General features: G+C 75.7%; 22 protein-coding genes and 1 pseudogene. 15 read left to right on the top strand and 8 right to left on the bottom strand.

Annotated elements, in window-relative coordinates:
- The first annotated feature begins 39 nt into the window (after window positions 1-39).
- The 5 genes from ACSNN7_RS21275 to ACSNN7_RS21255 all read left to right on the top strand — a co-directional run bounded on the left by ACSNN7_RS21275 (window position 40) and on the right by ACSNN7_RS21255 (window position 3,827).
- Complete coding sequence (locus tag ACSNN7_RS21275; RefSeq protein ID WP_436682699.1) at window positions 40-849, top strand: SDR family oxidoreductase; 810 nt, start codon at window positions 40-42, stop codon at window positions 847-849.
- A 286-nt stretch (window positions 850-1,135) separates the two neighbouring features.
- On the top strand, window positions 1,136-1,558 hold the full coding sequence (locus tag ACSNN7_RS21270) for an SSI family serine proteinase inhibitor (protein ID WP_436682698.1): 423 nt from the start codon (window positions 1,136-1,138) through the stop codon (window positions 1,556-1,558).
- A 235-nt stretch (window positions 1,559-1,793) separates the two neighbouring features.
- A complete protein-coding gene (locus ACSNN7_RS21265; protein ID WP_436682697.1) occupies window positions 1,794-2,696 on the top strand; it encodes a pentapeptide repeat-containing protein in 903 nt (300 codons plus the stop codon).
- Between the two features lie 43 nt (window positions 2,697-2,739).
- Complete coding sequence (locus tag ACSNN7_RS21260; protein WP_436682696.1) at window positions 2,740-2,994, top strand: hypothetical protein; 255 nt, start codon at window positions 2,740-2,742, stop codon at window positions 2,992-2,994.
- Between the two features lie 104 nt (window positions 2,995-3,098).
- Window positions 3,099-3,827: a tyrosine-protein phosphatase gene (locus tag ACSNN7_RS21255; RefSeq protein WP_436682695.1), complete on the top strand. Its 729-nt coding sequence runs from the start codon at window positions 3,099-3,101 to the stop codon at window positions 3,825-3,827.
- Here ACSNN7_RS21255 and rnhA read toward each other — a convergent pair.
- Together rnhA and ACSNN7_RS21245 are read right to left on the bottom strand one after the other, a co-directional pair.
- The gene (rnhA, locus tag ACSNN7_RS21250) at window positions 3,793-4,293 is read right to left on the bottom strand and encodes a ribonuclease HI (RefSeq protein ID WP_436682694.1); all 501 of its coding nucleotides are present in this window, start codon (window positions 4,291-4,293) and stop codon (window positions 3,793-3,795) included. The genes ACSNN7_RS21255 and rnhA overlap by 35 nt on opposite strands.
- A 156-nt stretch (window positions 4,294-4,449) precedes the next feature.
- Entirely contained in the window at window positions 4,450-5,664 is a 1,215-nt protein-coding gene (locus ACSNN7_RS21245; RefSeq protein ID WP_436682693.1) for a lycopene cyclase family protein, read from the bottom strand.
- Between the two features lie 80 nt (window positions 5,665-5,744).
- Here ACSNN7_RS21245 and ACSNN7_RS21240 point away from each other — a divergent pair, with 80 nt between their 5' ends.
- Window positions 5,745-6,854: a serpin family protein gene (locus ACSNN7_RS21240; RefSeq protein ID WP_436682692.1), complete on the top strand. Its 1,110-nt coding sequence runs from the start codon at window positions 5,745-5,747 to the stop codon at window positions 6,852-6,854.
- A gap of 90 nt (window positions 6,855-6,944) precedes the next feature.
- Window positions 6,945-8,015 carry a Gfo/Idh/MocA family oxidoreductase gene (locus tag ACSNN7_RS21235; RefSeq protein WP_436682691.1) on the top strand — a complete coding sequence of 357 codons (1,071 nt, stop codon included), beginning with the start codon at window positions 6,945-6,947 and terminating at the stop codon, window positions 8,013-8,015.
- Window positions 8,016-8,019: 4 nt separating this feature from the next.
- Here the strand turns inward: ACSNN7_RS21235 and ACSNN7_RS21230 are convergent, their stop codons facing one another.
- The gene (locus ACSNN7_RS21230; RefSeq protein ID WP_436682690.1) at window positions 8,020-9,270 is read right to left on the bottom strand and encodes an MFS transporter; all 1,251 of its coding nucleotides are present in this window, start codon (window positions 9,268-9,270) and stop codon (window positions 8,020-8,022) included.
- 78 nt (window positions 9,271-9,348) lie between these two features.
- Here ACSNN7_RS21230 and ACSNN7_RS21225 point away from each other — a divergent pair, with 78 nt between their 5' ends.
- The 6 genes from ACSNN7_RS21225 (at window position 9,349) to ACSNN7_RS21200 (ending at window position 14,848) form a co-directional block, all read left to right on the top strand.
- Window positions 9,349-10,173: a class I SAM-dependent methyltransferase gene (locus ACSNN7_RS21225; RefSeq protein ID WP_436682689.1), complete on the top strand. Its 825-nt coding sequence runs from the start codon at window positions 9,349-9,351 to the stop codon at window positions 10,171-10,173.
- 53 nt (window positions 10,174-10,226) lie between these two features.
- Window positions 10,227-10,745: a pyridoxamine 5'-phosphate oxidase family protein gene (locus tag ACSNN7_RS21220; protein WP_436682688.1), complete on the top strand. Its 519-nt coding sequence runs from the start codon at window positions 10,227-10,229 to the stop codon at window positions 10,743-10,745.
- A gap of 903 nt (window positions 10,746-11,648) precedes the next feature.
- Window positions 11,649-12,098 carry a hypothetical protein gene (locus ACSNN7_RS21215; RefSeq protein ID WP_436682687.1) on the top strand — a complete coding sequence of 150 codons (450 nt, stop codon included), beginning with the start codon at window positions 11,649-11,651 and terminating at the stop codon, window positions 12,096-12,098.
- A gap of 97 nt (window positions 12,099-12,195) precedes the next feature.
- Window positions 12,196-12,828, top strand: coding sequence for a class F sortase (locus ACSNN7_RS21210; RefSeq protein WP_436682686.1), 633 nt, complete (start codon window positions 12,196-12,198; stop codon window positions 12,826-12,828).
- Window positions 12,829-12,930: 102 nt separating this feature from the next.
- Window positions 12,931-13,992 carry a magnesium and cobalt transport protein CorA gene (locus tag ACSNN7_RS21205; protein ID WP_436682710.1) on the top strand — a complete coding sequence of 354 codons (1,062 nt, stop codon included), beginning with the start codon at window positions 12,931-12,933 and terminating at the stop codon, window positions 13,990-13,992.
- An 88-nt stretch (window positions 13,993-14,080) separates the two neighbouring features.
- A complete protein-coding gene (locus tag ACSNN7_RS21200; RefSeq protein ID WP_436682709.1) occupies window positions 14,081-14,848 on the top strand; it encodes an SGNH/GDSL hydrolase family protein in 768 nt (255 codons plus the stop codon).
- A gap of 106 nt (window positions 14,849-14,954) precedes the next feature.
- On the opposite strand, the gene ACSNN7_RS21195 is transcribed toward ACSNN7_RS21200, so the two are convergent.
- A complete protein-coding gene (locus ACSNN7_RS21195; RefSeq protein ID WP_436682685.1) occupies window positions 14,955-15,572 on the bottom strand; it encodes a mycothiol-dependent nitroreductase Rv2466c family protein in 618 nt (205 codons plus the stop codon).
- A 152-nt stretch (window positions 15,573-15,724) separates the two neighbouring features.
- On the opposite strand from ACSNN7_RS21195, the gene ACSNN7_RS21190 reads away from it, so the two are divergent.
- On the top strand, window positions 15,725-16,144 hold the full coding sequence (locus ACSNN7_RS21190) for a YchJ family protein (RefSeq protein ID WP_436682684.1): 420 nt from the start codon (window positions 15,725-15,727) through the stop codon (window positions 16,142-16,144).
- A gap of 225 nt (window positions 16,145-16,369) precedes the next feature.
- Complete coding sequence (locus ACSNN7_RS21185) at window positions 16,370-17,104, top strand: hypothetical protein (protein ID WP_436682683.1); 735 nt, start codon at window positions 16,370-16,372, stop codon at window positions 17,102-17,104.
- A gap of 118 nt (window positions 17,105-17,222) precedes the next feature.
- Here ACSNN7_RS21185 and ACSNN7_RS21180 read toward each other — a convergent pair whose 3' ends face one another.
- The 4 genes and pseudogenes from ACSNN7_RS21180 to ACSNN7_RS21165 form a co-directional block, all read right to left on the bottom strand.
- Window positions 17,223-18,476 (bottom strand): MFS transporter, encoded by a 1,254-nt coding sequence (locus ACSNN7_RS21180; RefSeq protein ID WP_436682682.1) that lies wholly within the window; start codon window positions 18,474-18,476, stop codon window positions 17,223-17,225.
- Between the two features lie 203 nt (window positions 18,477-18,679).
- Window positions 18,680-19,642, bottom strand: a complete 963-nt coding sequence (locus ACSNN7_RS21175; RefSeq protein ID WP_436682708.1) for a mechanosensitive ion channel family protein — start codon at window positions 19,640-19,642, stop codon at window positions 18,680-18,682.
- 121 nt (window positions 19,643-19,763) lie between these two features.
- Window positions 19,764-20,726, bottom strand: a complete 963-nt coding sequence (locus tag ACSNN7_RS21170) for a hypothetical protein (protein ID WP_436682681.1) — start codon at window positions 20,724-20,726, stop codon at window positions 19,764-19,766.
- A 42-nt stretch (window positions 20,727-20,768) separates the two neighbouring features.
- Window positions 20,769-21,230 (bottom strand): annotated as a pseudogene (locus tag ACSNN7_RS21165) (serine/threonine-protein kinase); the annotation flags it as partial.

Here is a 21,230-nt window from a genome sequence, read left to right as displayed (position 1 = left end):
GCCGGGATTGGGGTGGCCTGGGCGGGGTAGTGCGCGAGTATGCCGCAACGCTACGAGAACTACCCGAACATCGCCCTCGTCACCGGCGCGGACTCCGGCATCGGCAAGGCCTGCGCGGTCGCCCTCGCCGAGGCCGGCTTCGACGTCGGCATCACCTGGTACGGCGACCCGCAGGGCGCGGAGCGCACCGCCGGTGAGGTCCGCGCCCTCGGCCGCCGCTGCGAGGTCGCCGAGCTGGACCTGACCCGGCTGCCGGACGCCGCCGTCGTCGTCGACGAGCTGGCCGACCGGCTCGGCGGGCTCGGCGTGCTGGTGAACAACGCCGGTGTCGGCGAGTCCGCCCCGTTCGTCGAGACCGGCTGGGAGCAGTGGCGGCAGGTGCTGGCGGTCGACCTGGACGGCCCGTTCCTCTGCTCTCAGCGGGCGGCCCGGCGGATGCGGGCCGCCGGGCGGGGCGGCCGGATCGTCAACATCACCAGCGTGCACGAGCACGCTCCCCGGGTCGGCTCGGCCGCGTACTGCGCGGCCAAGGGCGGCCTGGGCCTGCTCACCCGGGTCATGGCGCAGGAGTTGGCCGCCGACGGGATCACCGTCAACGCGGTCGCCCCCGGCGAGATCAGCACCCCGATGACCGGGCAGGAGGACGTCGACCCGTTCACCGAGGAGCGCCCGGGCGTGCCGGTGGGCCGGCCCGGCGACGCGCGGGAGGTCGCCGCCGTGGTGGCGCTGCTCGCCTCGCCCGCCGCCGCGTACGTGACCGGGGCGTCCTGGCCGGTGGACGGAGGCATGCTGCTGATGGGCCCGCAGGCCGGGTCGCACCTGCACTCGGACGACTGGCGTTCGGGCTGAGTCGCTGCGGCGGCCCGGCCGGGAGGGACGGCGGGGCGCGGATCGTCCGGCAACACGGACGCAACTCATGGGTCGGGCCGGAGACCATGTCGCGGCGCGCGGAAGCCCTTCCGGCGCGCCGCGGCGCAGGTTGTCACACGTGACGTCCCCCGAGGGGCGGGCGGTGTAGCACTTCGTGACGCTTCGCGTTCACACCGTCCACCTAGGGTTCTCGACGGCCCGGCCACACGACGGACGGGCCGTCCACCGACCCCCACCCGGGGTCCGCAACCGGAAGGACGTCAGCATGCCCCTCGCCCGACGCGCCACCGTCGCCGCCACGGCCGCCGCCCTCACCGTCGCCGGCCTGACCGCGACCGCCCTGCTCCCCCAGGCCGCGCAGGCCGCGCCCCGATCCGGTACGCAGAGCCCGTCGGTGCTGCTGCTCGCCGTCGACCGGCCGGGCACCGCCGAGGACCGCTCCACCGTGCTGGTCTGCGGCCCGACCGGTGGCACCCACCCCGACGCGGCGACCGCCTGCCGCACCCTGGCCCAGGTGAACGGCGACCTGACCGCCCTCTCCGTGGACCCGGGCCCCTGCACCTTCGAGTACGCGCCGGTCACGGTCCACGCCTGGGGGTACTGGCAGGACCGGCCGGTGGCCTGGTCGGAGACGTACAGCAACCGGTGCCTGCTGCTGCGCGGCACCGGCGCACTGTTCGCCTTCTGACCGGGAGCGGCGCGGCGCCCGTTCCTGGGGAGCGGGCGTCGCGCCGCCCGGCCCCCCCCCCCCCCCCCCCCCCCCCCCGGCCCCCGATCCCCGCCCACACCCGGTCGTCCCGGCCGGGCCGATCGGGCGCCGGACCCTCCCCCGGGCAGACCGGTCCCGCCGCCGACGGACAATGGGTACGCCGGGCCGAGCGACCCGGCCGGGAAACGAACCAACCAGCGGGAGACCGGTCAGCGTGTCCGAAACACCCCGAGGCGGCGCCGAGCTGCGCGCCGACTGCGCCCGTTGCGTCGGGTTGTGCTGCGTCGCCCCGGCCTTCGCCGCCTCGGCCGACTTCGCCCTGGACAAGCCCGCCGGCCGGCCCTGCCCGAACCTGCGCGCCGACTCCCGCTGCGGCATCCACCCGCAGCTGCGCGAGCGGGGCTTTCCCGGCTGCACCGTGTTCGACTGCTTCGGCGCCGGCCAGCACGTCACCCAGGTCACCTTCGGCGGCCGGGACTGGCGCGACGACCGGGCGACCGCGTCGGCCATGTTCGCCACCTTCGCCGTCGTCCGCCCGCTGCACGAACTGCTCTGGTACCTCACCGAGGCGCTGGCGCTGACCCCGGCCGGGGCGCTGCACGACGAGCTGCGCGCCGCCGTGGACGAGATCCGACGCCGCACCGCCGCCGGCCCCGACGCGCTGCGCGCCGTGGACGTCGACGCGTACCGGGGGCGGCTGAACCCGCTGCTGGTGCGGGCCAGCGAGCTGGCCCGGGCCGGTCACGCCGGCGCCGACCGGCGGGGCGCGGCGCTGCTCGGCGCCGACCTGCGCGGGGCCGACCTGGTCGCGGCGAACCTGCGCGGGGCGTGCCTGATCGGCGCGGACCTGCGGGGTGTGCGGCTGCGGCTGGCCGACCTGACCGGCGCGGACCTGCGCGGCGCCGACCTGCGCGGCGCGGACCTGTCCGGCGCGCTGTTCCTGCACCAGTCGCAGCTCGACGCGGCCCGCGGCGACCGGCGCACCACGCTGCCACCCGCGCTGCGCCACCCGGCGCACTGGTCCGGGCTGAGCCTCACGCCGGTCCGGCCCCGCCCGGGCGAGGCCCGCGCCGCGGCGCGGCCGGCAGCCCGGCGCGGGCGCGGGCCCCGCCGCTGAGCGGCGGTGTTTGCCGCTCGCCCGAGCGGGCAGGTAGGTCGGCATGACGGATGAACAGCGCACCGACCGGGCCGGCACCGACGAACCGGACGGCACCCCCGCGTACGAGGCGTCGCTGCGCCCGCCGGGCGACTCGCTGCGCAGCACGGACGACACCGGCGACGACTTCGCGGACCTGCCCGCCGAGGAGCACCTCTCGGCCCGGGACACCAGCCGCGCCGGCTACGACGTGGACGCGGTCTCCGGCACCACCGACCCGGCGCAGGAGGAAGCGGTCAACCCGGCCAGCGAGGTATGACGGCGCTCCGGCCCGCACCCGGGCCCGGCCGGCCCCGTCCGGCCGGGCCCGAGCACGTCCGGGAGGGGCGGCGGGAACCCGCGCCGGGCACTACAGTGCCGCTGGTGATCCGGCACCCTGAGTTCGCGCGGCTGCACAACTTCCGGGACCTGGGCGGGTGGCGCGCCGCCGACGGACGCACCGTCCGGTGGCGGCTGCTCTACCGGTCCGACTCGCTGGCCCGGCTCGCCGGCGACGACCTGGACCGGTTCCGGGCGCTCGGCGTGCGTACCGTCATCGACCTGCGCTACCCGTCGGAGATCGCCGCGCGCGGCCGGGTCCCCGAGCTGGACGGCCTGACCTGGCTCAACCTCAGCGTCGAGCACCGCCCGTACGACCAGGCCGAGATCGACCCGGCCGTCGACCCGTGGCGCTACCTGGCCGACCGGTACGCCGAGGTCGCCGCCGACGGGACGGCCGAACTGCGGCAGGCGCTGGAGACGATCGCCACGGCCGAGGGGCCGCTGGTGTTCCACTGCGCCTCCGGCAAGGACCGCACCGGCCTGCTCGCCGCCCTGGTGCTGGCCCTGCTCGACGTCGACGAACGGCAGATCGCCGAGGACTTCGCGCTCACCGAGCTGGCCACCACCGCGCTGGTCGCCACCTGGCGGGCCCAGCACCCCGGGCGCACCCTGCGCTGGCCCGCGTACGGCCGGGCGCCCGCCCGGGTCATCGAGCTCTTCCTGGCCGACCTGACCGCCGCGCACGGCTCGGTACGCGGCTACGCCCGCGACGCCCTCGGTGTCGACGACGCCCTGGTCACCGCCCTGCGTGAGCGCCTGCTGGAGCGCTGAGCGGCGCGGCGGCCCGCGCCTCGGTCATCCCCTTGTTGGCCAGCGCGTCCGCGCGTTCGTTCTCGGGGTGGCCGTTGTGCCCCTTGACCCACAGCCAGGTGACGTCGTGCCGGGCGCACGCCGCCTCGAGGCGCTGCCACAGGTCGGCGTTCTTGACCGGCTGCTTCGCCGCGGTCAGCCAGCCGTTGCGCTTCCACGAGGCCAGCCACCCGGTGATGCCGTTGCGCACGTAGGTGCTGTCGGTGTGCAGCCGCACCGTGACCGGGCGGGTCAGGCTCTCCAGCGCCCGGATGGCCGCCATCAGCTCCATCCGGTTGTTGGTGGTGGCGCCCGCCTCGCCGCCGCACAGCTCCCGCTCGTGGCCGCCGTAGCGCAGCAGCGCCCCCCAGCCGCCCGGACCGGGGTTCCCGCTGCACGCCCCGTCGGTCCAGATCTCCACGACCCTGCCGGTCTGCGCCTCCACCATGGCGCCGAACCTACCGGTGCCGCCCGCCGCCACTCGGCGCGGCCGTCCCGCCGCGCCGAGGTGGCCGTCCCGCCGGACCGAGGCGGCCGGACGGTGGCTGCCGACGAGCCGGCTGAGGACAGTGCGCGTCGACGAGTCCGCGCCGACGCCGGCCGGCTACGAGCCGACCCGGTCCGGGGCCGCGGCGGCGGCGGGCGCCGGGCCGGCGCGCAGCCGGGCGCGCAACCGGCCGACGGCGTCACCGACCACCGCCGAGGTCATCGGCAGCAGCGGGCTGGACCGCATCACCGCCAGGTCCTCCGCCGGGGTGGTGGCGCCGTCGAGGAAGCGCAGCACCCGCTGCGCCGGGTTGCGGTCGAAGAGCCGGTCGAAGAACTCGGGGCCGCCGACCGCCCCCCGGTCCAACGCCCGCAGCGCGACGGCATCCATCCACAGGTGCCGGCGGGGGTACGCCCGGCGGGGCACCGGGGCCCGGCCCGCCGCCAGCGCCCGGGCCACGTCGTCGGCCTGCCGGTGCATGGCGGAGAAGGTGAACCCGGTCGACGGCCGGGTGGCCCCACCGGCGGTGCCCAGCCGCACCACCCGCGGCGACGGCCGAGGATCGAACGGGGCGTCGGTCATCGGGATCACCCCGTCCTCCACCTCCCGCACCGTCAGCGTGCCCAGGTCGAGGCCGAGCAGGTCGGCGTAGCCGCGCAGCGCGGCGTCGTACCCGGTGCCGGTCAGCCGCCGCGGGGAGAACTCGGTGTACTCGACCAGGGCGTACCGGTCGCTGACCGGCAGCACGTAGCCGAAGGAGACCCCCCGGGACGGCTGCGGGGTACGGAAGTCCATCAGCACCGCCCGGTCCGGGTCGAACACCGGCCCGGCCGACTCCAGCCACCAGCCGCGGAAGTGCTGCAACCAGCTCGTCCGCCCGGCCCGCCGGGGCGGGCGGGGGCGCGAGTCCAGCACCCACCGGGCCCGCAGCAGCGCCGCGCCGTCGGTGTTCCGGACGGTCACCGACCCGCCGTCGTCGTCGAGGGCGCCGACGGCCGCGTCGACCCGGGTGGCGCGCAGCCGTCGCTCCGCCTCGGCGGCCCGCTCGTACACCGGGGCAGAGCGAAGCATCGCGTACCGCAGCGGGGCCAGGTCCAGCCGGCGCCGCCCGCCCGGCGTGGTCACCTCCACCTGCCGCCAGCTGGCGCTGAGCATCGGTTCCAGGTCGGTGCCGGGCGTACCCCAGAACGCCCAGGTGCGGTCCTGGCCCCGCTTGCGTACCGGGTCCACCACCGCGATCCGCAGGTCAGGCAGGTCGTGCCGGGCCAGGGCGGCGAGGACCAGGGAACCGGCGCCGCCACCTCCGACGACGGCCAGGTCGACGTTGTCCACCCGACCACGCTGTCACACCCCCCGGACGCCGCCGGGCGGAGCCCCCACGGCGCGCCGCGGCACCGGTACGGTGCCACGGCATGAGCAGCATGCCCGCCAACGCCCTCACCGCCCGCTGGGCCGCCGTGATCGACGACCGGCAGACCGTCCTCTCCGGCGCCGGGGCGTACCCGTTGCTGGCCCTGCTCGCCCGGCACGCGGCCGGCCCGGCCCGCGACGAGCTGACCGCCGTCGCCCCCGACGCCACCCCCTACGACCTGGCCGGCTCCCCCACCACCCGGCTGGCGCTGGGTTTCTGGGCCCGGCGCGAGCTGCGACTGAACCCGGCCTGGCTGCGCGCGGTCCCCGCGTCGATGCGGGGCGAGCTGACCGGCGACCGGGCCGTGGACCAGCCCGTGCTGGACCGCTGGGCCTCCACCCACACCGACGGGCAGATCCGGAAGATGCCGGTCACGGTCACCCCGGACACGGCGCTGGTGCTCGCCAGCGCCCTGTCGGTGCTGACCGGCTGGGCGGCGCCCTTCCAGGAGGGCTGGTGCGAGCCCCGGCAGGGCCCCTGGCAGGGCCGGCGGCTGATCGGCCTGCACCGGTACGGCGGCGATCCCCGGGCGCTGCGGGTGGCCGACACCCCGGCCGGCCCGGTGAGCCTGCTGACCGTCGCCGGTGACGCGGACGTGGACGTGGTGCTGGCCCTCGGCGTTCCCGGGCGCCCGGCCGGCGCCGTGCTGCCGGCCGCGATCCGCGCCCTCGGCGGCGGCCCGACGCTGCCCCACCCGGCGGGGCCCGGCGTCACCGAGGAGACCGTCGAGGCCCTCGACGACCGGCCGCAGCTGGCCGTGCACACCGTCGCGTTCCGCGTCGACGCCGACCACGACCTGCTCGCCCGCGCCGACCTGTACGGGCTCGCCGCCGCCACCCGCCCTGACGCGGACAACTTCCCCGGCATCGCCCCGCTGCTCTACGTCTCCCAGGCCCGGCAGACCGTCACGGCGGAGTTCAGCGCCACCGGCTTCCGCGCCGCCGCGGTCACCGCCATCGCCATGGCGGTCGGCTCCGCGCCACCCCGGCACCGGGTACGGGCGCGGCGGGTCAGCCTCGACGTCGACCACCCGTTCGGTTTCCTGGCCGTGCACCGCCCCACCGGCCTGGTCCTCGTCGCCGGCTGGGTGACCGAGCCGACTCCCCGCTGACCACCCGGCGGCCGGTCCGGGCCGGCGCGTAGGTTCGTACCGGCACGGACCTGGAACGACCAGGGCACGACGGGAAACCGGGGGGACACCATGGCCAACACACCGGCACCACTGCGGGTCGGACTGCTCGGATACGGGCTGGCGGGCCAGGTGTTCCACGCCCCGCTGATCGCCGCCACCCCCGGGCTGCGGCTGGACGCCGTCGTCACCGGCAACCCGCAGCGGCAGGAGCAGGCCCGCCACGACCACCCCGACGCCCGCGTCCTCGACGACGCCGACCGGCTCTGGGAGTCGGCCGACAGCCTCGACCTCGTCGTGGTGGCGACGCCGAACCGGACGCACGTGCCGATGGCCCAGGCCGCCGTCGCCGCCGGGCTGGCCGTCGTGGTGGACAAGCCGCTGGCCGCCACCGCGGCGGAGGGCCGCGACCTGGTCGACGAGGCCGAGCGCCTGGCGGTGCCGCTGACGGTGTTCCAGAACCGCCGCTGGGACGGCGACTTCCTGACCGCCCGCCGCCTGATCGCCGAGGGCGAGCTGGGCCGGGTGACCCGCTTCGAGTCCCGCTTCGAGCGCTGGCGCCCCGCCATCAAGGAGGGCTGGCGGGAGAGCGCCGCCCCCGGTGAGGCCGGCGGCGCCCTCTACGACCTCGGCGCCCACCTCGTCGACCAGGCGGTGCAGCTCTTCGGCCCGGTGACCCAGGTGTACGCCGAGGTGGACCGGCGGCGGCCCGAGGCGCAGGTCGACGACGACGCCTTCGTGGCGCTCACCCACGCCGGCGGCGTCCGCTCGCACCTGTGGATGAGCGCCGTCACCGCCCAGCTCGGGCCCCGGCTGCGGGTCCTCGGCGACCGCGCCGGGTACACCAGCTACGGGCTGGACGTGCAGGAGGACGCGCTGCGCACCGGGGGCCGCCCCGGCACGCCGGGCTGGGGCGAGGTCCCCGCCGAGCGGTACGGCCGGCTCGGCGTCGACGGCGACCTGCACCCGGTCCCCACCGACCCGGGGCGCTACCAGGACTTCTACGCCCAGGTCGCGGCGGCGCTGCGGGACGGCACGCCGATGCCGGTCGACCCGCGCGACGCGGTCGCCACCGTGGAGCTGATCGAGCTGGCGCACCGCTCCGCCGAGCGCGGCGAGGTGCTGCCCGTCCCGTCCCGCTGACCGCTCAGCCGACCCGGGCCGGGCGCCGGTCCGGGTCGGCGTACGCGGCGGCGACCGTGGCCCGGTCGAACACCCGCCAGGTGGCCGCGGACACCCCGACCGCCACCACGAACCCCACCCAGTACGGCGCGGTCAGCCCGAACGTGGTGGCGATCGCCCCGCCCAGCAGGGCACCGGCGCAGTTGCCGCCCGCGGCGATGAACAGCGTCGTGCCGCCGACCCGCCCCTGCAACGCCGACGGCGTCAACCGCTGGCGCAGCGAGTTCGCGACCATGTTCCACAGCGCGCCGTGCACCCCGAACGCGAACAGCGCCCCGCCGATCAGCCAGGCGCTGGTCGACGCCGCCAGGGCCAGGTGCAGGCCCGCCTCGACCAGCAGCCCCACCCGGATGGTCCAGGTGGCGCCGATCGCCGCGACCAGCCGGTCGCCGACCACCGCGCCGAGCAGCCCGCCCACCGCCATGCAGGTGAACAGCAGGCCGTAGCCGACCGAGTCCAGCCCGAGCCGCTCGGTGGCGAGCAGGACCAGCACCGCCAGCGCGGCGGTGAGGGTCAGGTTGAGCAGCCCGATCAGCACCGCCATGGTGCGCAGCAGCCGCTGCCCCAGCAGCCAGCGGAACCCCTCCGCGATCTCCGCGCGCACCGAGCGCACCACCGGCCGGTCGCCCTCCTCCCCACCCCGGTACGCCCCGGCGACCAGCGCGACGAGGACCGCGCTGAGCGCGTACGTGCCGGCGTTGACCAGGAACGGGATGCTCTCGGCGAGGAGGAACAGGAACCCGCCGAGCGGACCGGCCAGCATCCCGTTCATGACGGTGGTGCCGCCGCCCAGCCAGCCGTTGGCCCGCTCCAGCCCGGCCCGGGGCACCACCGCCGGCAGCATCGCCTGGCCGGCCGAGCGGAACACGATCTCGCCGGTGTTGACCAGGAAGAGCACCGCGTAGAGCAGCGCCACCCCGGCCCGGTCGGTCAGCATCGCGACAGCCAGCACCGCCAGGGCGGCCACCCGCACCCAGTCGATGAGGACCATCAGCCGGCGCCGGTCGACCCGGTCCACCAGCACCCCGCCGGGCAGCGCGAACAGCAGCCAGGGCAGCCACGCCACCCCGGACGCCGCCGACACCACCAGCGGGTCGTCGGTACGCGCCGCCACGTACAGCGGCGCCGCCACCGTCGCCATGCCGCTGCCCAGCGCGGAGAGGGTGCTCGCCGCCCACAGTTTCGCGAACCGCCCGTCCCACCCCTGCACCGTCACGGCGAGGCAACCTACCAGCTCGCCGGGGCCGCCGAATCCCCGTTGAGCGGCGGCCGGTCGGTGTGCGACGGTTCGCCGGTGACCGACTACCGCACCCTCAACCGGGCCAACTGGGACGAGCGCGCCCCGGCCCACGCCGCGTCCCCCGACTACGCGGTGGAGCGCTTCGCCGCCGACCCGGCGTACCTCAGCGAGGTGGTCCGCTTCGACCTGCCGCGCCTCGGCGACGTGGCCGGCCTGCGCGGCGTGCACCTGCAGTGCCACATCGGCACCGACACCGTCTCGCTGCACCGGCTCGGCGCGCGGATGACCGGGCTGGACTTCTCCGGCGCCTCGCTGGCCCAGGCCCGTGCCCTGGCCAAACGGGCGGACGCCGCCGTCGACTTCGTCGAGGCCGACGTCTACGACGCCCCCGAGGTGCTCGGCGCGGGCGGCTTCGACCTGGTCTACACCGGCGTCGGCGCGCTCTGCTGGCTGCCCGACATCCGCCGCTGGGCGGGCGTGGTGGCGGCGCTGCTGCGCCCCGGCGGGCGGCTCTTCCTGCGTGAGGGCCACCCGATGCTGTGGGCGCTCGACGACATGCGCCCCGACGGGCTGCTGGTGGTGGAGCACCCGTACTTCGAGCGGCCGGAACCGCTGGTCTGGCAGGAGCCGGGCACCTACGTCAGCACCGAGGCGACGTTCCAGCACAACACCACCCACGAGTGGAACCACGGCCTGGGCGAGGTGGTCACCGCTCTGCTCGACGCCGGTCTGGACCTGACCATGCTCCAGGAGCACGACAGCGCGCCCTGGGACGCGCTGCCCGGGCGGCAGGTCAAGGACGACGCCGGCGAGTGGCGGCTGGCCGAGCGGCCGTGGCGGCTGGCGCAGACGTACACCCTGCAGGCCCGCAAGCGGTGACCGCCGCGCGCCTCCGGGGCTGCCCGGAGGCGCGCGGGGTGGGAAGATCCGGCATGCCCGTCACCAACCCCTGGCTCGCCGGCCCCGCCCCCACCGCCCGCCTGGATCGCGACCGCCTCGGCGAGCGCATCCTCAACCTGCTCTCCTCGCAGAACATGTGCGTGCTCGCCACCGTCGGCCCGGACGGCCCGCTGGCCACCCCGGTCCGCTACTTCCACCTCGACTTCGCGGTCATGTTCACCGCCGCGCCGAACACGCCGAAGATGCGCAACATCGCCGCCGACCCGCGGGTGTCGGTCGGGGTGTTCGCCCCGCTGGTCGGGCAGGCCAGCAGCCGCGGTGCGCAACTGTTCGGCCGGGCCCGGGTGCTGTCCGAGGACGACCCCGACTTCGCCCACTGGTGGCCGGCGGTGCGCTGGCAGTCCGACCACGTGGAACGCTCCCGCCCGCTGGACGAGCCGCCGGCCGGGCCGCTGGTCGTCATCGAGGCGGAGCGGATCGTCTACACCGAACACTGGCTGCGCCGCGACGGGTACGCGCCGCGCCAGTTCTGGCAGCGCGCGCCCCACTAGGCGGATCCGCCGACGCGGGGTCGGTTATCGGCCGTCGCGTGTGCCGTGTGGTGTGTCCCGCTACCCTGCCGTGTGGCGGGACCGTCACACCCGCTACGGCATCCTAGGAGGCTAGCTGACCGGCTCGTCGAGGCGGCGTTCGACAGTGGACCGACCGCCCGCGCCCCCGCCGTCCAGACTCGACACGGCCCGATCGGTCGTCGCCGGATGCGTTGGCGGGTGCGGGAAGGCGGCGTCTCGGCGCACGCACCGCACCAGCCGTCACCGGGAGATGCCTGCCCTTTCTCCGCTACGAAGCTGATGACGTGAATGGGTCGCGGCGGCCTGAGTCATTGGTGTCATCAGGTTTGTAGCGCCGAGCGGCGGAGTGGCGCTCCCCGCCGGCGGGCCTCAGCCGCCCGACCTGCCGCCCGGCCGGCCGGCACCATCCGACGACCGGCCACAGTGGAGCGCAGGCCGGCATCGCGGCAGCCCGTGCCCCGCGCACCCGGCCACCACCGTCACGTCGTCCCCATGGGCCCCGGGCCCGGAACTCGGGCCCCGCGACGGCTGCGGCCGGGCACAAGGGCGATCCGGACAGGCGTTTCCAGACGGGACAGGCGGTCGCTGACCGCCGGATCTCGCCGCAATCAGACGAGCGGCACGAGCAGCTACGCCCGTCCGGGCGGTGTGGGCGGTCCTGTACGGGCATTTCCGCAGGTCCCCGGCGCGAAGTAAAACTTCGGACGGCAACGAAGATTTCTCATTTACACCGACCGCACGGGTCAACCCTCCTAGTGTTGGCCACACCGGTGCTAGTTACGGAGTTGGCCACCCGAACGGCGTCCCACGCAGACAGCGGACGAAAAGTGAGGGAAGACGCGTATGAAGGCACAGTCAGTTCTCGTATCGACGGCGCTCGGCGTGGGACTCGGCACGCTTCTGCTCCCGGCCGCCGCGCTCGCGCAGACCACCGTGTCACCGGCCACCACACCGGTCGGCGGGACCGTCGTACTCACCACGACGACCTGCAACCCGAAGTCGGGCGACGCCATCTTCCGGGTCACCGGCCCGAACCGGGACCAGAACGTGCGCTCCACCACCGCCGCGGCCGGCGGCGGGCTGAGCGCGGAACTCTTCACCGCCGGGTTCACCCTCGGCACCTACACGGTGACCACGACCTGCGGTGACGGCAGCCCCGGCGGCAGCGCCACCTTCACCGTCACCCCGATCGGCGCGGCGCCGGCCGGTGGGGGCGGCGACGACGGCACCACCGGCCTGCTGGCCGCGGGCGGCGCGCTCGCCGGAGCCGCCGCGATCGGGGCGACCGTCCTGCTCCGCCGCCGACGCCGGGCGGCCGCGCCGGTCGCCTGACCCTGTACCTGACACACCATCCCTTGGGAGGGGTGCCCGCACCGGCAGCACCGGGGCGGGCACCCCGACCGCATCGCCGTGTCGGGGAGGTGAGGCGATGGCCGTCGGCAGGTGGTTCACGCGTACCCGGGCGTCGGTGGCAGCGGTGACGGTGGCCGGCGCCGCCGGTCTCACTCTGATCACCGTGGGGCTCACCGCGTCGCCGGCCGGGCCGCCGCAGCCCGGTGCGGGCGCGCGCGGCGCCGACCGCAGCGGGTCACCCGGACCGGTGCTGCCCCGCTCGGAACCGGTCCGCATCGACATCCCGGGGATCGGCGTCCGCGCCGACCTGGTGTCCGTCGCCGGCGACCCGAACGGCACCCTGGAGGTGCCGCCGCAGGACCGCCCCACCGTCGCCGGCTGGTACCGCCCGGGTGTCAGCCCCGGCGAGGCCGGCAACGCGGTGATCGTCGGTCACGTCGACACCCGCGAGGGCCCGGCGGTCTTCTTCGACCTCGGACGCCTGCGGCCCGGCGACACCGTACGGGTCACCCGCGCCGACGGCCGGACGGTGACCTTCGCGGTGGACGGCGTCGGGGCGTACCCGAAGCGGAGCTTTCCCACCGCGATGGTCTACGGGCCGGGCGGGCCGGGCGCGGCGCTGCGGCTGGTGACCTGCGGCGGCCGCTTCGACGAACGCTCCCGTGACTACTCCGACAACATCGTCGTGCGGGCCACCGCCGTGGCCTGACCCGCCCCCTGCGGCGGGCGCACGGGCGTACTACGGTGGGCCACCGGATCACGGCGGTGGAGGTACACGGTGGGGGCACGGCTCATCCCGCGACTGGGGTCGATGGTCGACCGGGTGCTCGGCCGGGAGGCCGACGCGCCCGCGCCGGCCCCGCGACGGTCCAACCCGGACGCGGTGGTCGACTGCGCGGTGTACGTCAACGGCCGGCGCGAGCCCGGCCGCCCGCACTACGCCGACGCGTACGCCCGCTCCCGGCGGGGCCGCAACGCCTTCGTCTGGCTGGGGCTGCACGACCCGGGCCCGGCGGTGATGGCCGCGGTCGGGCGCACCTTCGGCCTCGACGAGATCGTGGTGGAGCAGGCGCTCGCCGACGGGCACCGGCCGACCGTGCAGCGCTACGACGGGGTGACCCTGCTGGTGCTGCGCACCGCCAGCTACGTCGAGCACGCCGAGCTGACCGCCACCTCCGAGGTGGTCGACACCGGCGACGTGATGGTCTTCCTCGGCGACCGGTTCGTCGTCACGGTCCGGCACGGCGCCTCCGGCGCGCTCACCCCGGTACGCCACGACATCGAGAGCCGTCCGGCGGTGCTCGCCGAGGGGCCGTGGGCGGTGGCGTACGCGGTGGCCGCCCGGATGACCGAGCTGTACCTGGAGGTCGCCGGCCACCTGGAGAAGGACCTGGAACACGTCGAGGAGAGCGTGTTCGCCCATGACCGGGGCGCCGACATCCAGCACATCTACCAGCTCAAACGGGAGCTGGTGGAGTTCAAGCGGGCGGTGCTGCCGTTGCAGGAGCCGATGCGGCTGCTGGTCGCCGACTCCGCCGGTGGGCCGCCGCCGGCGCTGCGGCGGTGGTTCGCCGACGTGGAGAGCCGGCTGACCCGCGCGGTGGAGCGGGTCGCCGCGTACGACGAGCTGCTGAACTCGGTGCTGCAGTCCCGGCTGGCGCAGCTCGCCGTCGACCAGAACAACGACATGCGCAAGATCGCGGCGTGGGCGGCCATCGCGGCCACCCAGACCGCCATCGCCGGCGTCTACGGCATGAACTTCACCCACATGCCCGAGCTGACCTGGAAGTACGGCTACGCCGGGGCGCTGCTGCTGATGGCGACCGCCGCGGTGGTCCTGCACCGGCTGTTCCGCCGCTCCGGCTGGCTCTGAGCAGAGCACCGTACCCGGGGCAGGCCGGCGCAGGAGACCCCGCACCGGCGGGAGGCCCGCGCGGGGCCGCCCATAAGCTGAGATCGTGATGTGGCAGCGGTACGTCGCGATCGGCGACAGCACGACCGAAGGGCTCGACGACCCGGACGACGCCGGCGGCTACCGGGGCTGGGCGGACCGGTTCGCCGAGGCGGTGGCCCGGGAGCAGGGCGGCCTGGAGTACGCCAACCTGGCGATCCGGGGGCGGACCACCGCCCGGATCCTCGCCGAGCAACTACCGGTCGCCCTCGACCTGGCGCCCGATCTGTGCACGGTGGTGGCCGGGATGAACGACGTGCTGCGTCCGTCCTTCGACGCCCGGCGGATCGCCGCGGACGTGGCGACGATGCAGCGGGCGCTGGTCGGCCAGGGCGCCACCGTGCTGACCTTCACGCTGCCCGACCCGGTGCCGGTGATGCCGCTGGCCCGTCCGCTGCGCAACCGGGTGGTCACGCTCAACGCCGCGCTGCGCCGGGTCACCGCCGAGACCGGGGCCACCCTGCTGGACTTCGCCGCACACCCGGTCGCCTCCGACCCCCGGCTGTGGAGTGAGGACCGGCTGCACGCCAACGGCGCCGGCCACGAGCGGATCGCGGCGGCGCTCGCGCACACCGCCGGCCTGCTCGGGTACGACGACTCTTGGACCCGGCCGCTGGAGGTCGCGCCCCGGCGGCGCGGGCACGAGGTGCTCCGCGCCGAGGCGGCCTGGGCCCGGCGGCATCTGCTGCCGTGGCTGGGCCGGCACCTGCGCGGGCGCTCCTCGGGCGACGACCGGGTGGCGAAGCGGCCGGTGCCGCTGCCGGTCGAGCTGTCCTGACGCCTGGTCGACGGGCGGCCCGGTCCACCCCGCCTCGCGAGCCAGCCCGCAGCGGCCGGGGCGGCCGGGACCGGTCCGGCCTTCGCCGCCGCGTTCGGCTGACCGCTCACCGCTCGATCGGCGGGCGGGTCCGGGCCCGCTTCAGCTCGAAGAACCCGTCGGTGCCGGTCACCGCCACCACCCCGTCCCAGAGCCGGCCGGCCGCCTCGCCGCGCGGAATCGGCGCGACCACCGGCCCGAAGAAGGCGGTCCGCCGGCCGGTGTCGTCGGTGACGTGGATGGTCGGGGTGCCGAGGTCCTCACCCACCGGTTCCAGGCCGGCGTGGTGGCTGGCCAGCAACGCCTCGTCGTACCCGGTGGAGTCGGCCGCGTCGGCCAGCTCGACCGGCAGCCCCACCTCGGCCAGCGCCGCCCGGTAGAGGTCGGGCCCGATCGGCGCCCGGTGGTGGTGGATCCGGTCGCCCAGGGCGGTGTAGAGGTCGCGCAGCACCTCGGACCCGGCCTTCAGCTGCGCCGCGATCGCCACCCGCACCGGGCCCATGCCGGGTACCAGCCACTCCCGGTACCACTCCTCCAACCCCTCGCGGCCCTCGTTGAGCACGCTGAGGCTCATCACGTGGAAGCGCACCTCGACCGCGCGTACCCGCTCCACCTCCAGCAGCCAGCGGGAGGCGTTCCAGGCCCAGGGGCAGCGCGGGTCGAACCACATGTCCGCCGTCGTCATCGTCGTTCCGTTCCTTCCAGCAGGTCGTCGTACCCCGATCCTGGTTGGCGGATCGGCCCAGCGTGAGGGCCGATTTCGACGTGATCCACTGGGCCAATGGGTGGCTGCCGGGTGGGTGACCCGGCCGGCGGCGGGTGCGGCAGGATGGGGCCGTGGTGAAACGTGCAGCCCGCCGGAGCGGGGCCGACGACCCGGGCCGGCCGTGCCCGTGCGGCTCCGGCCTGCCGTACGCCGACTGTTGCGGCCCGCTGCACCGCGGCGCGGGCACGGCCGGCACCGCCGAGGCGCTGATGCGTTCCCGGTTCAGCGCCTTCGCCGTCGGGGACGCCGGGTACCTGCTGCGCAGCTGGCACTCGTCCACCCGCCCGGCCCGGCTGCGACTGGACCCGGGCGAGCAGTGGACCCGCCTGGAGATCGTGCGCACCGACCGGGGCGGCCTGTTCGACAGCACCGGCACCGTCGAGTTCCGGGCCCACTACCGGGAGTCCGGCCGCTCGGGAGCGCTGCACGAGCGCAGCCGCTTCGTCCGGGAGGACGGGCGCTGGGTCTACCTCGACGCCCTGCCCGACTGAACCGCCGACTGAACCGGCGTGACCTGCTCGCCCGCCCCGGGCGCGGCGGGTTACCATGGCGTCGGCGCCGTCCCGCGCCTCACCTCCTTACCGGTGCTCACGCCACCGGCGTCGCGGAGGCAAAGGGGGCCTTGGGCCCTCGGGGCGCCGTGCCACATGCCCAGGCAACGGCGGGTCGACGGGAGCGTGAGTCCCCACGACCGCGCCGTCGACAGGGAGCATGTGATGACGCGCCAGAAATCCTTCAAGTCCCGCATCCGCACCCGGATGGACAAGACGGGCGAAAGCTACACGGCGGCCCGCCGGCACCTGCTGCCCGGCGCCGATGCGGCGCAACCGCCGGCCGCCGCGCCCGCCGAGCCCGCCGAGCCCACTCCCCCGGCCACCGGATCGGGGGCGGCACAGGCCGACCGGATCTCCGAGGCGTTGCTCCGGGAGCGCACCGGCCGCGGCTGGGACGAGTGGTTCGGCCTGCTCGACGAGTGGGGCGCGGTGGAGTGTACGCACACCGAGACGGCGCGCTGGCTGGTGACCGCCCACGAGGTGCCGGGCTGGTGGGCGCAGACCGTCACCGTCGGGTACGAGCAGGCACGTGGCCTGCGCGCCCCCGGGCAGCGGCGCGGCGGCGGCTGGGAGGCGGGCGGCAGCCGGACGGTCGCCGTGCCGGTGGACCGGCTGTTCGAGGCGTTCAGCGACGAGGGGCTGCGCCGGCGGTGGCTGCCCGACGTGGCGATCCGGGTACGCACGGCGACCCGGCCGAAGACGTTCCGCGCCGACTGGGACGGCGGCCCGACCCGGATCGTGGTCGGTTTCGCGCCCAAGGGCGACACCAAGGCCACGGTGGCCGTGGTGCACGAGAAGCTCACCGACGCCGCACAGGCGGCCGAGCTGAAGGCGTACTGGCGGGAACGGCTGGCCGCCCTCAAGCAGTTGCTGGAGTCCGCCGAGGCGGGGCGCTGAGCACGGGCCGGCCCGGTGGCGGTCGTCCACCGTCACCGGCCCGGCCCGAGCAGCCGAAGCTGACCGCGCGGGGCCGTGCACCGGTGTCGTCGGCCCGCGACGACACCGGTGGGCACGGTCAGGTGGGCACGCCGCTGCGGCCGGCCACCGGCTCGCGGGCGGGACCGCCACGCCGGCGGGCGCGCGAGGCCAGCAGCCAGCCGGCCACCAGCAGGTACGGCACGGCCGCCGCCACGAAGCCGGCCCGGTTGCCGCCCACGCCGGCAACCAGGGCGTACCCGCCGTAGACGGCGATGATGGTGAGGTCGGTGGCCATCCCGGCGACGGAGGTGACGGTGGCCCGGCTCGGCCCGGTGATGCGCGCCTGGAGCCGGGCGTCGGCCAGCACCGTGGCCAGCTGGAAGGCGCAGAACGCGACGCCGACCAGCACGAACCCGAGGGGGTGGCGCAGCCCCGTCCCGACGGCGAGCGCGACCGCGGCCACCGCGAGCAGCGCGGCGTAGCCACGGGTGCGCAGCCGTTCGGCCGGTGCGGCGAGCAGGCCGCCCACGGTCACCCCGCCCCAGACGAGCAGGAGCAGCAGCGGCACCGTCGACCCGGCGACGCCGGTGTCCCGAGCCAGCAGCGGCGTGTACTCGTCGAGGGCGCCCCACACGGCGGTCACCGCCGGGACCAGCAGCACCGCCGCGCGTACCCGGGGATCGGCCCGGGCCTCGGCGAGGCCGGCGCGCAGGGTCGCCGCCCAGCCCCGCTCCTCGTCGCCCGCCGCCGGCTCCGGCGCGGCGGCCGCCGGGAGGTGTTCCGGAAAGCGGGTGGCGACGGCGGCGGCGAGCCCGCCGGCCAGCACGCTCGCCGCGCCGACGGCCGGATAGCCGCCGGCGGCGAGCACCGGCCCGGCCAGGCCGATCGAGGCGAGTCCGCCGAGCACCCCCGCGGTCCGCGCGCGGCCCATGATGCGGGCGTAGCGGCCGGCCGCGCCGAGGCGGTCGAGCTCGGTGAAGACCAGCGCCTCCAGGGCGCCGGAGCCGAGCGCGCCGCCGGCACCCCAGAGGACGAAGCCGAGGGCGAACGCCGGGTAGGACGGGGCCAGCACCCAGATTGCGAAGCCGGCGCCGGCGAGCAGCGGCGCGAGGCAGAGCAGCAGCCGGCGGGAGACCGCGTCGGCCCACGCTCCGGAGGGCACCTCCAGCAGGATGCTGGTCGCCGACCAGATGACGAAGAGCGAGGAGATCTGGCCGATCGACAGGCCGGTGTCGCTGAACAGCAGCGCGTAGACCGGGTAGAGCAGGACGAAGTCCTGGAAGAACGCGTACCCGTAGAGGGTGGCCGCCAGGCGGCGGACCTCGGGCACGGATGCGGTGGTGAGGGTCATGAGGGCCTTTCCACGGGACCGGGCGGACGCGGGGGGTGGGCGTCCGGGGTGGTCCGCGGGTACGGCCTTCAGTTACGGATCAACATCGCCAGGTCATGCGCGAATGCTAGCCGTCGGCGGCCGACCTGGCGATCGGGTTCGGCGGGCGGACACGGACCGGGGCGGGACCCGTGCGGGCCCCACCCCGGTCGGTGGTCGTGCGGTCAGCGGCGGGACGCGCCGCCGTCGGCCGGCGGGATCACCATGGTGGCCTCGTTGTCGACCGGCGCCGGCTCGTCGTGGGTGGCGGTGGCCTGCCGGGGCGCCGTCGGCCGGGTCGCCTCCGACCCGGCGTACGGGCCGACCGGCTGGGTCAGGTCCGCCTCGTCGTAGGAGACCACCTGGGTGCGGTCCACGTCGTCGTTGCGGGGCACCACCTGGGTGCGGTCGGCGTCGTCGTTGCGGGGCACCACCTGGGTCGGCTCGGAATCGCCGTACCCGGTGACCGGCGTGGCGAGGTTGGCCTGCCCGTCCCGCTTGCCGGCCTGGTACGCCCGGGCGTGCGTGGCGATGAGCCGCGACTCCTCCTCGGCGCGGCTCAGCCAGTTCTCCCAGCGGCTCTGCATCGGCCGGACCAGGCCGCCGCCGACGCCGACGACCAGGATGCCGCCGACGGTGGCCAGCACGGCGATCAGCACCGGGGTGGTGACCGCGGTGGCGACGCCGATCTGGTTGAGCGCGGCGATGATACCCAGGCCGAGGATGAACACCGAGGCGATGGTGGCCAGCACCCGGCCGTAGGACAGGCCACCGAGGGCGCTGGAGATGATGTCCTTGACGGCGTTGGCGATGGCCGCGGCGACCACCACGATGACGATCGCGACGAAGGCGCGGGGCAGCCACGCGATGACGCCGGCGATCAGGTCGGAGATCGGGTTCGGGCCCCAGATGCCGAAGGCCAGCTGCAGGGTGACCAGCAGGACCCCGTAGTAGGCGAGCTTGGCGACGATGTCGCTGGCGTCGTACTTCGACCGGGCCAGCGCGGTCTTGACGCCGCCCCGCTCGACGGCCCGGTCGAAGTGAACCCGCTCCAGAACCTTGTCCACGATCTTCAGCACGGCCTTGGCGATCAGCCACCCCACCACCAGGATCGCCACGAAGGCGACCGCCTTGGGCAGGAAGAGCATCACCGCGCGCAGGGCGTCACCCACCGCGTCGCCGAAGTTGTCTTTCACAGCTGCCCTCCACAACGGTCCGTCAGGTCGGTCGGCCCGGACCTACCCCGACCGGCCGTCGCGGAAACGTGCGTCAGGCACCCCGGCAGGCGTAGCTCACCTCCGCGCGGGCCTGCCGCGGCGACGGGGAGACGATGTTGACGGTGGCCGTCTCGGTGGTGCTGCCGACCCCGTTGAACGCCCATTTCAAGGGCAGGGTGACGGTGCGCTGGCCCCAGCCGACCCGCTCGCGCAGCAGTGCCCCGGGCGGAGAGCCGGAGCGCAGCCACTGGTACTCGATCACTCCGGAACGGCCGTTGGTCCGCACCGTGGCCACCACGTCGACGGTGACGTCGCACCGGTCACCGGCCGGCTGCGGCACCGCCACGCTCACCTCGCTGATTTCCAACGGGTCCAGCCGCTGCCACAGGTAGAAGCCGACGACGGCGACCAGCGCGACGGTGAGCAGGGCGGAGAGCACCGAGACCACCCGCCGCCAGAGCGGCCGCCGGCGCCGCGGCGCCGACGCCGCCGGCCAGGCCGGCGCGGCGGGCGGCGTCGCGGGCACCCCGGGCCCGAACCGGACCTCACCGCCCGCCCCGGCCGGCCCGGCCGGCAACGGTACGCCCCGGCCGGTGGCCAGGGTGCCCGTGCTCGCCGAGCCGGTCGCCGCCTCACCGGTGCGGGTGCCGGTGGCGTCCAGGTACGTGGGCCCGGCCGCGTCGAGGTGCCCGGTCCGGCCGGTCGTTCCGAGGTGGACGGTCTCGTCGGTGGCCCCGAAGTGAACGGTCTCATCGGCGGCCCCGAGGTGAACGGTCCGGTCCAGGCTGACGGTGTGGTCCAGGTTCACCGTCCGGTCGAGGTTCACCGTGCGGTCGAGGTTCACCGTGCGGTCCAGGTTCGCCGTCCGATCGAGGTCGACGGTGTGGTCGAGGCTCACGGTCCGGTCCAGGTCCACGGTGTGGTCGGCCGCACCCGGACGCCCGCTCGCGTCCAGGTGGACGGTGGGTTCGCCGTCTCCCGGCGGCGGCCCGCCCCGCTCCCCCGGCCTGGTCATCGGAGCCCACCTTTCGTCGGGAACTGTCGCACCGGCCGGCCCCTAGCCCGGGGTGCAGTACGAGGAGAGCGACACGTACACCGGCCCGGCCGGGTCGGCGGCGTTGCCGGCGACGTCGACGGCGACCACCTGGATCGGGATCCGGGTGCTCGACTTCGGCGCCGGCAGGTCACCGAGGGTGCCCTGGTAGACGCCCCGCCCGACGTGGGTCATGCCGATGGACCGGGTGACCCCGGCGAGGGTGTAGCGGAAGCTCACCCGCACGTCGGCGGCGCTGGTCCGGTCGTCGCGGGCGGTCGCGGAGACGGTGCTCGACCGGTTGCCGTAGGGACAGCCGCCGGGTTCGAGGGAGGTGGGCGTGGCGTCGAGCCCGCCGACGACCGGTGCCGCGACGTCCGGTGGCGGCGGCGGGCTGGTCGACGTGCTCGGGGTCGGGACGGCGCCGAAGTCGAGCACCCGGATCCCGATCCAGGTGGTCGCCGTCGACGTCGCCGGCAACGCCGC

It is taken from the genome of Micromonospora sp. URMC 105 (assembly GCF_051386295.1).
In the GTDB taxonomy this organism is placed as follows: domain Bacteria; phylum Actinomycetota; class Actinomycetes; order Mycobacteriales; family Micromonosporaceae; genus Micromonospora.
The sequence above is the reverse complement of the archived record's forward strand: the minus strand, read 5'-3'. Positions and strand labels throughout refer to the sequence as shown.